We start from the raw sequence: 14,761 nt of genomic DNA, 5'->3' as shown, positions 1-14,761 counted from the left end.
GTGACATAATACGATGAACAGACAACAATTTATAATCATGGCCTTATTTACTGCTGCTGAGACTTATTTCTTTAATGAATCCATCATGGAGCAACGGTATATCGTGGCCTTACTTTGGGCTATTTTGATCCTGAGAAATTTTCGCGTGAGTTATATCATGGGTAAAATTGTGAGCGCTATAGACGATCATTTTCAAGGGAAGAAGTAGCTCCTAGCTTCTAGACAAAATCAAAGCCTTTTAGGCTTTTTTTTGTTATACTATTAAGGTATATTTATTGACATTTTACTGTGTTTTTCTAGGGATTTAAAAAGGTTAAATTTCAGGTAAATACAGTAAAAAGGATGAAAAGAAAGGAACAATCATGTCAGTATTAGAGATCAAAGATCTTCACGTTGAAATTGAAGGAAAAGAAATTTTAAAAGGGGTTAATTTGACCCTTAAAACAGGAGAAATTGCAGCTATCATGGGGCCAAATGGTACCGGTAAGTCTACTCTTTCAGCAGCTATTATGGGGAACCCAAACTATGAAGTCACTAAAGGTGAAGTCTTGTTTGACGGTGTAAATATTCTTGAATTGGAAGTGGACGAGCGTGCGCGTATGGGACTTTTCCTAGCTATGCAATACCCATCAGAAATTCCTGGTATTACCAATGCTGAGTTTCTTCGTGCAGCCATGAATGCTGGTAAAGAAGATGATGAGAAGATTTCAGTTCGCGAGTTCATCACTAAACTAGACGAAAAAATGGAATTGCTCAACATGAAAGAAGAAATGGCAGAGCGTTACCTCAATGAAGGTTTTTCTGGTGGTGAGAAAAAACGTAACGAAATTCTTCAACTCTTGATGTTGGAACCAACTTTTGCCCTCTTAGATGAGATTGACTCTGGTCTTGACATTGATGCTCTTAAAGTTGTCTCTAAAGGTGTAAATGCTATGCGTGGTGAAGGTTTTGGTGCTATGATCATTACTCACTACCAACGTCTTTTGAACTATATCACACCAGATGTGGTACACGTTATGATGGAAGGTCGTGTTGTTCTTTCTGGTGGTCCAGAATTGGCTGCACGCTTGGAACGTGAAGGATACGCGAAACTAGCTGAAGAACTTGGCTATGACTACAAGGAAGAATTGTAATTCCCTCGTATCTTTTAGGAGAAGTAAATGACTAAAGAAACTATTAAACTTTTTTCAGAAATGCACGCTGAACCAAGCTGGTTGTCAGACCTCCGTCAAAAAGCTTTTGATAAGATTGAGAGCTTGGAATTGCCAGTCATTGAGCGTGTAAAATTTCACCGTTGGAATCTTGGTGATGGTACCATCACAGAAAGTGAACCATCAGCAAATGTTCCTAATTTCACTGCTTTAGATAATCACTTGAAGTTGGTGCAAGTTGGAACTCAAACTGTTTTCGAACAAATTCCAGTTGAGTTGGCTGAACAAGGAGTGGTCTTTACAGACTTCCATTCGGCTTTAGAAGAAATTCCAGAACTCGTAGAAGAATTTTTCATGTCATCAGTAAAATACGATGATGACAAGTTGGCAGCTTATCACACTGCTTACTTTAACAGTGGAGCTGTTCTCTACATTCCTGATAATGTTGAGATTGCTGAACCAATCGAAGGGATTTTCTACCAAGACAGCGATAGTGATGTGCCATTTAACAAGCATATTCTGATCATTGCAGGTAAAAACAGTAAGATAAGCTATCTTGAACGTCTAGAGTCACGTGGTGGAGGTAGTGCTAAGGCAACTGCAAATATCATAGTTGAAGTGATTGCACGTTCTGGTGCTCAAGTGAAATTTGCTGCAATTGATCGTCTTGGTGAGAATGTTACTGCCTACATTAGCCGCCGAGGTAAACTAGGTAACGATGCAAGTATTGACTGGGCTATCGGTGTCATGAACGAAGGAAATGTCGTTGCGGATTTTGATAGTGACTTACTTGGAAATGGTAGCCATGCGGACCTCAAGGTCGTAGCTCTTTCAAGTGGTCGTCAGGTGCAAGGGATTGATACTCGAGTAACTAACTATGGTTGCAACTCTATCGGTAATATCCTCCAACATGGTGTTATTCTTGAAAAAGCAACTTTGACCTTCAACGGTATTGGCCATATCATCAAGGGTGCTAAGGGAGCAGATGCGCAACAAGAGAGCCGTGTTCTGATGCTTTCAGACCAAGCGCGTTCAGATGCCAATCCAATCCTTTTGATTGATGAAAATGACGTTACTGCAGGACACGCGGCTTCTATTGGTCAAGTTGATCCAGAAGATATGTACTACCTTATGAGCCGTGGATTGGACAAAGCCACTGCAGAACGTTTAGTTGTCCGTGGTTTCCTTGGCTCAGTTATTGTTGAGATCCCTGTCAAGGAAGTTCGTGATGAAATGATTGCGACGATCGAAGAAAAATTGTCAAAACGCTAAGGGGAAGTCTATGTTAGATGCAGAAGTGATTCGCAAGGATTTTCCGATTTTAGACCAGATTGTCAATGACGAACCTCTGGTTTATTTGGATAATGCTGCGACGACACAAAAACCACTAGCTGTTCTGGAAGCCATTAACCGCTACTATGAACAGGACAATGCCAATGTTCACCGAGGGGTTCATACTTTGGCAGAGCGTGCGACAGCATCTTATGAAGCTGCTCGTGAAACCATTCGCAAGTTCATCAACGCAGGTTCGACAAAGGAAGTACTCTTTACCAGAGGAACAACAACCAGTCTTAACTGGGTGGCGCGTTTTGCTGAAGAAATTTTAACTGAGGGAGATCAAGTTTTGATTTCTGTCATGGAACATCACTCCAATATTATCCCATGGCAAGAAGTCTGTCGCAAGACTGGGGCAGAGCTTGTTTATGTCTATCTCAAAGATGGAGCTCTGGATATGGATGACCTGCGTTCTAAATTGACTGACAAAGTTAAATTTGTTTCACTAGCTCACGCATCAAACGTTCTTGGAGTGGTTAGTCCTATTAAAGAAATCACACAAATGGCTCACCAAGTTGGAGCCATCATGGTGGTGGATGGTGCTCAGTCTACACCACATATGAAGATTGATGTCCAGGACTTGGATGTGGACTTCTTTGCCTTTTCAGGTCACAAGATGGCTGGTCCAACTGGTATTGGCGTCCTTTACGGTAAAGAAAAATATCTGGAGCAAATGTCACCTGTCGAGTTCGGTGGCGAGATGATTGATTTCGTATATGAGCAATCTGCTAGCTGGAAGGAATTGCCTTGGAAATTCGAGGCTGGAACTCCCAATATGGCAGGAGCTATTGGACTTGCAGCTGCCGTGGATTATCTTGAAAACATTGGTATGGATGCCATTGAATCTCATGAACAAGAACTGATTGCATACGTATTTCCAAAATTGCAGGAAATTGAAGGTTTGACCATTTACGGTTCGCAAGATTTGGCTCAACGTTCAGGTGTCATTGCCTTTAATCTAGGTGATCTTCATCCTCATGACCTTGCAACTGCTCTGGATTATGAAGGAGTGGCTGTTCGTGCTGGTCACCATTGTGCGCAACCCTTGCTTCAGTATTTGGAAGTCCCAGCAACAGCTCGTGCAAGTTTTTATATCTACAATACTAAGGCAGACTGCGACAAGCTAGTCGATGCCCTACAAAAAACAAAGGAGTTTTTCAATGGCACTTTCTAAACTAGATAGCCTCTATATGGCAGTGGTAGCAGACCATTCGAAAAATCCCCATCACCAAGGGAAGTTAGAAGACGCTGAGCAAATCAGTCTCAACAATCCGACCTGTGGTGATGTCATCAATCTCTCTGTTAAGTTTGATGCAGAAGATCGTATGGAAGATATTGCTTTTCTAAACTCAGGCTGTACGATTTCAACTGCCTCTGCTAGTATGATGACAGATGCCGTTTTAGGGAAGACCAAGCAAGAAATTCTAGAGCTTGCGACCATTTTTTCAGAAATGGTTCAAGGACAAAAAGATGACAAACAAGATAGTCTTGGAGACGCAGCCTTCTTGTCAGGAGTTGCCAAATTTCCGCAACGAATCAAATGTGCAACCCTAGCTTGGAACGCCCTTAAGAAAACAATCGAAAATCAAGAAAACAAATAAGACAAGCTTCTTTTGTCTTATGAAATATTAGAAATGAAGAATGAAAGAAAGGATATTATGGCTGAAGAAAGAGTAGAACCAAAACCAATTGATCTTGGTGAATATAAATTTGGTTTCCATGACGATGTAGAGCCTGTCCTATCGACAGGAAAAGGATTGAATGAAGATGTCATTCGTGAACTATCAGCTGCTAAGGGAGAACCTGAGTGGATGTTGGAATTCCGTTTGAAATCTTATGAAACTTTCAAAAAAATGCCCATGCAAACTTGGGGAGCAGACTTGTCAGAGATTGACTTTGATGACTTGATCTACTACCAAAAACCATCTGATAAACCAGCCCGTTCTTGGGATGACGTTCCTGAAAAAATCAAAGAAACCTTTGAACGAATCGGGATTCCTGAAGCTGAGCGTGCCTACCTAGCTGGAGCTTCTGCCCAGTATGAGTCAGAAGTGGTTTACCACAACATGAAGGAAGAATTTGAGAAGTTAGGTATCATCTTTACAGATACGGATTCTGCCCTCAAGGAATACCCAGACTTGTTTAAACAATACTTTGCTAAGTTGGTACCGCCGACAGATAACAAGTTAGCTGCCCTCAACTCAGCAGTATGGTCTGGTGGAACCTTTATCTACGTACCAAAAGGGGTCAAGGTAGATATTCCACTTCAAACTTACTTCCGTATCAACAACGAAAATACTGGTCAGTTTGAACGTACCTTGATTATCGTTGATGAGGGAGCAAGCGTCCACTACGTAGAAGGATGTACAGCGCCAACTTATTCAAGCAACAGCTTGCACGCTGCTATTGTAGAAATCTTCGCTTTGGACGGAGCTTATATGCGTTATACAACCATCCAAAACTGGTCTGATAACGTCTATAACTTGGTAACCAAACGTGCTAAGGCTCAAAAAGATGCGACTGTTGAGTGGATTGATGGGAACTTGGGTGCCAAAACGACTATGAAATATCCATCTGTATACTTAGATGGAGAAGGAGCGCGTGGTACCATGCTTTCTATTGCCTTTGCCAATGCAGGGCAACATCAAGACACTGGTGCTAAGATGATCCACAATGCTCCACATACGAGCTCGTCTATTGTCTCTAAATCTATCGCTAAAGGTGGAGGTAAGGTAGACTATCGTGGACAAGTAACCTTTAATAAGAACTCTAAGAAATCTGTTTCTCACATTGAGTGTGATACGATTATCATGGATGACTTGTCAGCATCAGATACTATTCCATTTAATGAAATTCACAACTCGCAAGTAGCTTTGGAACACGAAGCAAAGGTTTCTAAGATTTCTGAAGAACAACTCTATTATCTCATGAGCCGTGGGTTGTCAGAATCTGAGGCAACTGAGATGATTGTTATGGGATTTGTAGAACCCTTTACAAAAGAACTTCCAATGGAATATGCAGTTGAGCTCAACCGCTTGATTAGCTATGAAATGGAAGGATCAGTTGGATAAACTTTATGAACAGAAACTGAGGCTGGGACAAAAGTCCTAGCCTCTCAATTGTCTTTGGATTGTCGAGCAAGACGCAGTGGTTGAGTGGGCTCTACTACGCTGATTTCATCAGCTTTTACAGCCCTACTCAACTGTGCGGAGGTGGGACGACGAAATCGTATTCTAACGAATTACCGATTTCTGTCCCACTCTCAGTTTTTTTGACGAAAGATACTTATAAATATTCACAAAAAGTCTTTTGTATGGTAAAATAATACAATCACATAAAGTGGGGGATGAAATATGAATATTTTTAGAACCAAAGACGTTAGTCTAGGTAAAACGGAAATGCACCGCCATTTGAAATTATGGGATTTAATTCTTTTGGGAATTGGTGCTATGGTGGGAACTGGTATTTTTACCATTACAGGAACAGCTGCAGCAACATTAGCAGGACCTGCTCTTGTGGTATCTATCGTAATTTCTGCGATCTGTGTGTCCTTATCTGCTCTCTTTTTCGCAGAATTTGCCTCTCGTGTTCCAGCAACTGGGGGTGCTTATAGTTATCTATATGCAATTTTAGGTGAATTTCCAGCCTGGATTGCTGGTTGGCTGACTATTATGGAATTTATGACAGCTGTTTCTGGTGTAGCTTCGGGTTGGGCGGCCTATTTTAAAGGTTTGCTTAGCCATTATGGTATTTCTATGCCTCAAGCCTTAAATGGGACCTTTAATCCAGAGCAAGGGACCTATCTTGACCTCCTGCCAATTCTAGTTCTCGTCCTCGTTACGGGACTGGTCTTATTGAATTCGAAGGCTGCGCTTCGATTTAATTCCATTTTAGTAGTTTTAAAATTCTCTGCTCTTGCCCTATTCATCCTAGTTGGAATCTGGTACATTAAACCTGAAAATTGGGCAGACTTTGCACCATTTGGCTTTGGTCAGATTTATGGTGGAAGCACTGGGATTATGGCAGGTGCTTCACTCATGTTCTTTGGATTTTTAGGGTTTGAATCCATCTCAATGGCAGTTGATGAAATTCAAAGCCCCCAGAAGAATGTACCGCGTGGAATTGTTTTATCCTTAACTATCGTTACTATACTTTATGCACTAGTCACTCTAGTATTGACAGGGATTGTTCATTATAGCAAGCTCAATGTAGATGATGCAGTGGCTTTCGCTTTGAGAAGTATCGGTATTGGTTGGGCAGCTAACTATGTTTCACTTGTTGCGATTTTTACCTTGATTACGGTATGTATTTCAATGACCTACGCCTTGTCACGAATGATCTATAGTTTAGCCCGTGATGGACTCTTGCCTCAAAGTTTTAAAGAAGTGACCAAGACTAGTCGCGTTCCAAAGAATGCAACCATCTTAACTGGTCTTGTTTCAGCCATTGCAGCGGGAATCTTCCCACTAGCAAGTATTGCAGCCTTTCTTAATATCTGCACCTTAGCCTATCTTATTCTCCTAGCCTACGGTATTATCAAACTGAGAAAAGACAAGGGGATGCCAAAAGAGGGCGAGTTCAAAACTCCCCTGGTTCCTTTTTTACCAATCTTATCTATTCTGATCTGTCTCTCATTCATGCTTCAGTATACTCTTGAAACATGGATGGCGTTTGGAATTGCCTTGTTAATAGGAATTATTATCTACTTTACTTATGGCTATAAACATTCGACTGTAGCTGAAAATGAATAAAGAAAAAATCGCGAATTTCGCGATTTTTTTATAACTTTTCGTTTACGAATCGAACAAATCGATTCCACCAAACTTTTAAGAAGAAGGCTTTGTCAACATTTTTTTCTGCAACCATTTCAAAGTTAGGTTTGTCAGTAGTGATATAACCTTGCCCGACTAGATCTTTATCTTCATAACTGAGATGGCCAACGACTGTTCCTGCTTCAAGTGGTGCAGTATGTTCAGTAGTATCAGCAGTATAGGTGATAGTTGATTGAGCTCGACTGCCCAAGCGTTGAACAATTTTGATATCTTCTTTTGCGACCGCTGTGACTGTGTCATCTTTTCCATCTAAAACAGGACTTTTACTATCCTCATAACTTTCACCCTGCTTGACGATGGTCTGGAGAGCAAAGGTAGAGGAAATATAATCTAAGAGAGAAGAAGTAGCTGTAAAGCGTGCATATGGATTGGTATCTTGGTTGTCAGCATTTAAAACAACAGTAATGATACGCATTCCTTTTTCGACTGTAGTACCTACAAAGGATGCTCCAGCCTTATCTGTCGTACCAGTTTTAAGTCCATCAACACCACCACGATAGGCAGGCATTCCCTCCAGCATATAGTTAGTAGAATTAATGGTCATACCAGCGAAAGTCGAAGAAGGTTTCTTAGTGATTTCTAAGACCTGAGGATACTTGAGAATCAGATTACGAGCAACAATAGCTACATCATAAGCGCTCAATTTATTTTCATCATCTTTCTTTGAACCAGGATAGATATTAGCGCCGAGAGTTTCATTGTTAAGACCAGTTGTATTAACGAGAGTAGCGTCTTGGATACCCCATTCCAGTAGTTTGGCCTTCATCATATCAACGAAGTCTTTTTCAGAGCCAGCAATTTTTTCAGCTAGGGCAATGGCTGCACTGTTAGCACTGGATACCAGAGTAGCTTCTAGCAATTCCTCAACTGTGTAGTTACGAGCTTCCATAGGAACGTTACTTGCTTCAGAATTGGTAGTGAGCTGGTAAGGATAATCTGAGATTTCTACAGGAGTAGAAAGGGTGATTTTTCCTTGTTCCAAGGCTTCATAGACTAGATAAACAGTGAGGATTTTACTGATAGAAGCAATTTCAACAGGTTGAGTCGCATCTTTTTCATATAAAATCTTTCCACTGTTAACTTCTACGGCAATAGCATGTTTTGCAGCTACATCAAAATCCTGAGCAGAAACAGTGGTAGCAGAACCGAATAAAAATAATGTGATTAAGGTTAAAAATAATTTCTTCATAGTAACTTTATTCTATCACAAAGACAAAAAATATTCTTGGTTTTTTGATGAAGGTTATCAATCTTTTTTGAAATGTGGTAAAATAGTGAAAAGAGGAGGTGACTTATGTTTCGAAGAAATAAATTGTTCTTCTGGACAACTGAAATTCTATTAATAACCCTAATTTTCTATCTATGGAGAGAAATGGGTGCCATTATTACACCTTTCGTAAGTGTGCTAAATACAATTATGATTCCTTTTTTGTTAGGAGGCTTTTTGTATTACATTACCAATCCAATTGTTATTTTTCTTGAGAAGGAATGCAAAATCAATCGAATCATTGGGATTTTGTTAACCCTTTGTGCCTTAGTTTGTGCACTCGTACTTAGTTTTGTTTATCTGCTGCCGATTTTGATTAATCAGTTAAGTAGCTTAATTTACTCGAGTCAAAACATTTACGGTCGTCTTCAAGATTTAGTCATTGAGTTATCAAAACATCCAGCCCAGCAAAATCTAGATATCCAACAAACTATTCAGCAACTGAACCTCTCTTATGTTGATATTTTGCAAAATATTTTGAACAGTGTGACAAATAGTGTTGGAAGTGTTCTATCTGCACTCGTAAGCACTGTATTGATCATCATCATGACACCTGTTTTCTTGATTTACTTATTACTTGATGGGCATAAATTTTTACCCATGTTAGAAAGAACTGTATTAAAACGAGATAAATTGAACATATCTGGTTTATTGACAAACCTAAATACAACTATTTCTCGTTACATTAGTGGAGTGTCTATAGATGCAGTTATTATTGGATGTTTAGCTTTTATCGGTTATAGTGTGATTGGTCTAAGATATGCCTTGGTCTTCGCCATTTTTTCTGGATTGGCTAATTTGATTCCCTATGTAGGACCAAGCATTGGCTTGATTCCAATGATCATCTCAAATCTCTTTACCGATCCTCATAAAATGATTATTGCTGTCATTTATATGTTGATTATTCAGCAAGTTGATGGAAATATTTTATATCCACGTATCGTGGGTGGAGTTATGAAGGTTCACCCGATTACTATTTTAGTCTTGCTTTTATTATCAAGTAATATTTATGGTGTGATTGGGATGATTGTTGCTGTTCCAACCTATTCCATTTTAAAAGAGATTGCTAAATTCTTAGCGCGACTGTATGAAAATCATAAGGAAGCGCAAGAAGTTGAAAAGCATCAATCAGAATAAAGATGTCGGGATAAAAAATCCCGACTTTTTTTGATCATAGTATCTTTGGCGCTGTAGTTGATTGAACTTTTTATTGATTTTAAAACTCTCAAATCTCTTATGATGAAACTTTAATCTTTCTATACATAATTTTTTTCAAACAACTGAATAATTGAAGTCTTTCGGGGCTGGAAATAGCAAATTCAGACTTGGCTTATCGAATTATGGTCTATCGCCTTTTGCTAAAATAAGCCTATTTATAGCTATTTTAAATAAATTGGTAGAGGAAGTAGAGCAAGAATAAGAATAATTCACAAAAACTTTGTAAAACACTTGCAATTTAGCTGAAATTTGATAAAATAGTAAGGAAAGTTAGACTGTATTGCCTACTGTCTATCTATAAAATATATTTTATTGGAGGCTTTTACTCAAATGGCAAAAGAAAAATACGATCGTAGTAAACCACACGTTAACATTGGTACTATCGGACACGTTGACCACGGTAAAACTACCCTAACTGCAGCTATCACAACTGTTTTGGCACGTCGCTTGCCTTCAGCAGTTAACCAACCTAAAGACTATGCGTCTATCGATGCTGCTCCAGAAGAACGTGAACGCGGTATCACAATCAACACTGCGCACGTTGAGTACGAAACTGAAAAACGTCACTACGCTCACATCGACGCTCCAGGACACGCGGACTACGTTAAAAACATGATCACTGGTGCCGCTCAAATGGACGGAGCTATCCTTGTAGTAGCTTCAACTGACGGACCAATGCCACAAACTCGTGAGCACATTCTTCTTTCACGTCAGGTTGGTGTTAAACACCTTATCGTCTTCATGAACAAGATCGACTTGGTTGACGACGAAGAATTGCTTGAATTGGTTGAAATGGAAATCCGTGACCTTCTTTCAGAATACGACTTCCCAGGTGACGATCTTCCAGTTATCCAAGGTTCAGCTCTTAAAGCTCTTGAAGGTGACTCTAAATACGAAGACATCATCATGGAATTGATGAACACTGTTGATGAGTACATTCCAGAACCAGAACGTGACACTGACAAACCATTGCTTCTTCCAGTCGAAGACGTATTCTCAATCACTGGACGTGGTACAGTTGCTTCAGGACGTATCGACCGTGGTACTGTTCGTGTCAACGACGAAATCGAAATCGTTGGTATCAAAGAAGAAACTAAAAAAGCAGTTGTTACTGGTGTTGAAATGTTCCGTAAACAACTTGACGAAGGTCTTGCAGGAGATAACGTAGGTGTCCTTCTTCGTGGTGTTCAACGTGACGAAATCGAACGTGGACAAGTTATCGCTAAACCAGGTTCAATCAACCCACACACTAAATTCAAAGGTGAAGTTTACATCCTTACTAAAGAAGAAGGTGGACGTCACACTCCATTCTTCAACAACTACCGTCCACAATTCTACTTCCGTACTACTGACGTTACAGGTTCAATCGAACTTCCAGCAGGTACTGAAATGGTAATGCCAGGTGATAACGTGACAATCGACGTTGAGTTGATCCACCCAATCGCCGTAGAACAAGGTACTACATTCTCTATCCGTGAGGGTGGACGTACTGTTGGTTCAGGTATGGTTACAGAAATCGAAGCTTAATTCGATTTAGTTCCCAGAAGAACAATTATTTAAGTCAGACACTAAAAGAATCTTGCTTTGCAAGGTTCTTTTTTTGCGATTAAAAGTGAGAGAGTTCCTTTTTTACAATTTCATAAAATCATGGTAAAATGGTTAAATATTAAATTTGGAGAAAAATATGAAGTACAAGCGTATCGTATTTAAAGTGGGAACTTCATCCTTGACACATAAAGATGGAAGTTTATCTCGCAGTAAAGTAAAAGCTATCACACAACAGCTTGCAATGCTGCATGAAGCAGGTCATGAGCTGATTTTGGTGTCTTCTGGGGCTGTTGCAGCAGGTTTCGGAGCCTTAGGATTTAAAAAACGACCAACAAAGATTGCGGATAAGCAAGCTTCAGCAGCGGTTGGTCAAGGATTGCTTCTGGAAGAATATACAACCAATTTGCTCTTAAGACAGATTGTTTCAGCGCAAATCTTGCTAACTCAGGATGATTTTGTCGATAAGCGACGTTATAAAAATGCCCATCAAGCTTTATCTGTTCTTCTCAATCGTGGCGCGATTCCTATTATCAATGAAAATGACAGTGTCGTTATTGATGAGCTCAAGGTCGGGGATAATGATACGCTCAGTGCTCAGGTAGCTGCAATGGTGCAGGCAGATCTTTTGGTCCTCTTAACAGATGTAGACGGTCTTTATACTGGTAATCCTAACTCGGATCCAAGAGCTAAACGTCTGGAGAGAATTGAGACCATCAATCGAGAAATTATAGATATGGCTGGTGGTGCTGGATCTTCAAATGGAACAGGTGGTATGTTGACGAAAATAAAAGCTGCTACCATTGCAACTGAGTCAGGTGTTCCCGTATATATCTGTTCTTCCTTGAAACCTGATGCTTTAATTGAAGCAGCTGAAGAAACTCTTGATGGTTCTTTCTTTGTTGCACAGGAAAAGGGACTTCGTACCCAGAAACAATGGCTGGCCTTTTATGCTCAGAGCCAAGGTTCTATTTGGGTTGATAAAGGGGCTGCTGAAGCTCTCTCTCAATATGGTAAAAGTCTACTTTTATCAGGTGTTGTAGATGTTGAGAGCAACTTTTCTTATGGCGATATTGTTACGGTTTTTGATAAGGAAAGTGGAAAATCACTTGGAAAAGGACGCGTGCAATTTGGAGCATCTGCTTTGGAGGACATGTTGCGTTCTCAAAAAGCCAAGGGTGTCTTGATTCACCGTGATGACTGGATTTCCATTACTCCTGAAATCCAACTACTCTTTACAGAATTTTAGAGGTAAATTATGGTAAGAACACAAGAACAATTTGAACAGGTACAGGCTGTTAAAAAGTCGATTAACACAGCTAGTGAAACAGTGAAAAACCAAGCCTTGCTAGCTATGGCTGAAAGTTTATTAGCAGCTACTGAAGAGATTTTAGTGGCAAATGGCCTTGATATGGAGGCGGCTAAGGGTAAAATCTCAGATGTTATGCTGGATCGTCTTTATTTGGATGCAGGGCGTATAGAAGCAATGGCAACTGGGATTCGTGAAGTGGTTGCTTTACCAGATCCAATCGGTGAAGTTTTAGAAACAAGTCAGCTTGAAAATGGCTTGGTTATCACCAAGAAACGGGTGGCCATGGGTGTTATCGGTATTATCTATGAAAGCCGTCCAAATGTGACGTCTGACGCAGCTGCTTTGGCTCTTAAGAGTGGAAATGCGGTTGTTCTTCGTAGTGGTAAGGACGCCTATCAAACAGCCCATGCCATTGTCACTGCCTTGAAGAAGGGCTTGGAGACGACTACCATTCACCCAGATGTCATTCAATTAGTAGAAGATACTAGCCGTGAAAGTAGTTATGCCATGATGAAGGCTAAGGGCTATCTAGATCTTCTTATTCCTCGTGGAGGGGCTGGCTTGATCAATGCTGTCGTTGAGAATGCTATTGTGCCGGTTATCGAGACAGGGACTGGGATTGTCCATGTCTATGTGGATAAGGATGCAGACGAAGACAAGGCTCTGTCTATCATCAACAATGCTAAAACTAGTCGTCCCTCTGTTTGCAATGCCATGGAGGTTCTGCTGGTTCATGAAGACAAGGCAGCAAGCTTCCTTCCTCGCTTGGAGCAAGTTCTGGTTGCCGATCGAAAAGAAGCTGGTTTGGAACCAATTCAATTCCGCTTGGATAGCAAAGCAAGCAAGTTTGTTTCAGGTCAAGTAGCTGAGGCCCAAGACTTTGACACTGAGTTTTTAGACTATGTCCTTGCTGTTAAGGTTGTGAGCAGTTTAGAAGAAGCGGTTGCCCATATTGAAGCCCACAGTACCCATCATTCGGATGCCGTTGTGACTGAAAATGCTGAGGCTGCAACTTTCTTTACAGATCTAGTGGACTCGGCGGCGGTTTATGTCAATGCTTCGACTCGTTTCACAGATGGTGGTCAATTTGGACTGGGATGTGAAATGGGGATTTCTACTCAGAAATTACATGCGCGTGGTCCAATGGGCTTGAAGGAATTGACCAGCTACAAATATGTGGTTACTGGTGATGGACAGATAAGGGAGTAAGAGATGAAGATTGGATTTATCGGTTTGGGGAATATGGGAGCTAGCTTGGCTAAGGCTGTTTTGCAGGCAAAAACTAGTCATCAGATTTTCCTTGCCAATCGTGGTCAAGCCAAGGTGGATGCTTTTATTGCTAATTATGGTGGTCTGGCTTCTAGCAATGACGAAATCTTTGCAGAAGCAGATGTGATTTTTCTAGGAGTAAAGCCAGCTCAATTCTCTGAACTGCTTACTCAATATCAGACCATCCTTGAAAAACGAGAAAGTCTTCTTTTGATTTCCATGGCCGCTGGTTTGACCTTGGAAAAACTCGCTAGTCTTCTTCCAAGTCAGCACCGAATTATTCGCATCATGCCTAATACACCTGTTGCTATTGGGCAAGGAGTGATTAGCTATGCCCTGTCTGCAAATTGTCATTCAGAAGACAATGAACTTTTTTGTCAATTTTTAGCCAAGGCTGGCCAGTTAGTTGAAATAAGTGATAGTTTAATAGATGCTGCGACAGGGCTTGCAGGTTGTGGGCCTGCCTTTGTCTATCTTTTTATCGAAGCATTGGCGGATGCAGGAGTTCAGACAGGATTGCCAAGAGAAATGGCTCTGAAAATGGCGGCTCAAACAGTAGTTGGTGCAGGTCAAATGGTACTAGAAAGTCAGCAACATCCTGGAGTCTTGAAAGATCAAGTTTGTAGCCCAGGTGGTTCGACCATTGCTGGTGTAGCAAGTCTAGAAGAACATGCTTTTAGAGGAACCGTTATGGACGCTGTCAACCAAGCCTACAAAAGAACTCAAGAATTAGGCAAATAAGAGGTGAGTGTTAAAACTCAACCTCTTTTTTATTACAAAGAGCGAAATGAAAAAAGCTTTTCACAAATCCCTATTTTTTTGATAGAATAGA

The 14,761-nt window shown here is 40.5% G+C and carries 13 protein-coding genes; 12 read left to right on the top strand and 1 reads right to left on the bottom strand.

All coding sequences use genetic code 11. From position 1 onward, the window contains the following. Nucleotides 1–13: 13 nt before the first annotated feature. From ACORHT_RS06350 to ACORHT_RS06320, 7 genes are all read left to right on the top strand, one after another. The gene (locus tag ACORHT_RS06350) at nt 14–208 is read left to right on the top strand and encodes a DUF3272 family protein (protein WP_004253242.1); all 195 of its coding nucleotides are present in this window, start codon (nt 14–16) and stop codon (nt 206–208) included. 154 nt (nt 209–362) lie between these two features. Beyond that, on the top strand, nt 363–1,133 hold the full coding sequence (sufC, locus tag ACORHT_RS06345) for a Fe-S cluster assembly ATPase SufC (protein ID WP_000114489.1): 771 nt from the start codon (nt 363–365) through the stop codon (nt 1,131–1,133). Between the two features lie 27 nt (nt 1,134–1,160). Further along, the gene (gene sufD, locus ACORHT_RS06340) at nt 1,161–2,423 is read left to right on the top strand and encodes a Fe-S cluster assembly protein SufD (RefSeq protein ID WP_434349769.1); all 1,263 of its coding nucleotides are present in this window, start codon (nt 1,161–1,163) and stop codon (nt 2,421–2,423) included. A 10-nt stretch (nt 2,424–2,433) separates the two neighbouring features. Continuing rightward, the gene (locus tag ACORHT_RS06335; RefSeq protein ID WP_434349768.1) at nt 2,434–3,660 is read left to right on the top strand and encodes a cysteine desulfurase; all 1,227 of its coding nucleotides are present in this window, start codon (nt 2,434–2,436) and stop codon (nt 3,658–3,660) included. Continuing rightward, nucleotides 3,647–4,087 (top strand): Fe-S cluster assembly sulfur transfer protein SufU, encoded by a 441-nt coding sequence (gene sufU, locus ACORHT_RS06330; RefSeq protein WP_434349767.1) that lies wholly within the window; start codon nt 3,647–3,649, stop codon nt 4,085–4,087. The genes ACORHT_RS06335 and sufU overlap by 14 nt, the downstream gene beginning before the upstream one ends. Before the next feature lie 57 nt (nt 4,088–4,144). Continuing rightward, nucleotides 4,145–5,557 carry a Fe-S cluster assembly protein SufB gene (sufB, locus tag ACORHT_RS06325; protein WP_000797047.1) on the top strand — a complete coding sequence of 471 codons (1,413 nt, stop codon included), beginning with the start codon at nt 4,145–4,147 and terminating at the stop codon, nt 5,555–5,557. A 282-nt stretch (nt 5,558–5,839) separates the two neighbouring features. After that, entirely contained in the window at nt 5,840–7,237 is a 1,398-nt protein-coding gene (locus ACORHT_RS06320; RefSeq protein WP_075229089.1) for an APC family permease, read from the top strand. A gap of 28 nt (nt 7,238–7,265) precedes the next feature. On the opposite strand, the gene pbp3 is transcribed toward ACORHT_RS06320, so the two are convergent. After that, complete coding sequence (gene pbp3, locus ACORHT_RS06315) at nt 7,266–8,507, bottom strand: D-alanyl-D-alanine carboxypeptidase PBP3 (protein ID WP_434349766.1); 1,242 nt, start codon at nt 8,505–8,507, stop codon at nt 7,266–7,268. Between the two features lie 105 nt (nt 8,508–8,612). Here pbp3 and ACORHT_RS06310 point away from each other — a divergent pair, with 105 nt between their 5' ends. From ACORHT_RS06310 to proC, 5 genes are all read left to right on the top strand, one after another. Next, entirely contained in the window at nt 8,613–9,722 is a 1,110-nt protein-coding gene (locus ACORHT_RS06310; protein ID WP_434349765.1) for an AI-2E family transporter, read from the top strand. A 411-nt stretch (nt 9,723–10,133) separates the two neighbouring features. Continuing rightward, nucleotides 10,134–11,330: an elongation factor Tu gene (tuf, locus tag ACORHT_RS06305; protein ID WP_001040718.1), complete on the top strand. Its 1,197-nt coding sequence runs from the start codon at nt 10,134–10,136 to the stop codon at nt 11,328–11,330. A gap of 157 nt (nt 11,331–11,487) precedes the next feature. Continuing rightward, nucleotides 11,488–12,597 carry a glutamate 5-kinase gene (gene proB / locus ACORHT_RS06300; protein WP_434349764.1) on the top strand — a complete coding sequence of 370 codons (1,110 nt, stop codon included), beginning with the start codon at nt 11,488–11,490 and terminating at the stop codon, nt 12,595–12,597. Between the two features lie 9 nt (nt 12,598–12,606). Beyond that, on the top strand, nt 12,607–13,869 hold the full coding sequence (locus tag ACORHT_RS06295; protein ID WP_434349763.1) for a glutamate-5-semialdehyde dehydrogenase: 1,263 nt from the start codon (nt 12,607–12,609) through the stop codon (nt 13,867–13,869). A 3-nt stretch (nt 13,870–13,872) separates the two neighbouring features. Beyond that, nucleotides 13,873–14,670 carry a pyrroline-5-carboxylate reductase gene (proC, locus tag ACORHT_RS06290; RefSeq protein ID WP_434349762.1) on the top strand — a complete coding sequence of 266 codons (798 nt, stop codon included), beginning with the start codon at nt 13,873–13,875 and terminating at the stop codon, nt 14,668–14,670. Nucleotides 14,671–14,761: the final 91 nt, after the last annotated feature.

It is taken from the genome of Streptococcus sp. KHUD_014, from assembly GCF_051106275.1.
Lineage (GTDB): Bacteria > Bacillota > Bacilli > Lactobacillales > Streptococcaceae > Streptococcus.
The sequence above is the reverse complement of the archived record's forward strand: the minus strand, read 5'-3'. Positions and strand labels throughout refer to the sequence as shown.

Excerpts from the sequence above, each read along its gene's own strand:
- ACORHT_RS06350 (WP_004253242.1), top strand. The coding sequence starts at position 14 with ATGAACAGACAACAATTTATAATCATGGCCTTATTTACTGCTGCTGAG.
- sufC (WP_000114489.1), top strand. The coding sequence starts at position 363 with ATGTCAGTATTAGAGATCAAAGATCTTCACGTTGAAATTGAAGGAAAA.
- sufD (WP_434349769.1), top strand. The coding sequence starts at position 1,161 with ATGACTAAAGAAACTATTAAACTTTTTTCAGAAATGCACGCTGAACCA.
- ACORHT_RS06335 (WP_434349768.1), top strand. The coding sequence starts at position 2,434 with ATGTTAGATGCAGAAGTGATTCGCAAGGATTTTCCGATTTTAGACCAG.
- sufU (WP_434349767.1), top strand. The coding sequence starts at position 3,647 with ATGGCACTTTCTAAACTAGATAGCCTCTATATGGCAGTGGTAGCAGAC.
- sufB (WP_000797047.1), top strand. The coding sequence starts at position 4,145 with ATGGCTGAAGAAAGAGTAGAACCAAAACCAATTGATCTTGGTGAATAT.
- ACORHT_RS06320 (WP_075229089.1), top strand. The coding sequence starts at position 5,840 with ATGAATATTTTTAGAACCAAAGACGTTAGTCTAGGTAAAACGGAAATG.
- pbp3 (WP_434349766.1), bottom strand. The coding sequence starts at position 8,507 with ATGAAGAAATTATTTTTAACCTTAATCACATTATTTTTATTCGGTTCT.
- ACORHT_RS06310 (WP_434349765.1), top strand. The coding sequence starts at position 8,613 with ATGTTTCGAAGAAATAAATTGTTCTTCTGGACAACTGAAATTCTATTA.
- tuf (WP_001040718.1), top strand. The coding sequence starts at position 10,134 with ATGGCAAAAGAAAAATACGATCGTAGTAAACCACACGTTAACATTGGT.
- proB (WP_434349764.1), top strand. The coding sequence starts at position 11,488 with ATGAAGTACAAGCGTATCGTATTTAAAGTGGGAACTTCATCCTTGACA.
- ACORHT_RS06295 (WP_434349763.1), top strand. The coding sequence starts at position 12,607 with ATGGTAAGAACACAAGAACAATTTGAACAGGTACAGGCTGTTAAAAAG.
- proC (WP_434349762.1), top strand. The coding sequence starts at position 13,873 with ATGAAGATTGGATTTATCGGTTTGGGGAATATGGGAGCTAGCTTGGCT.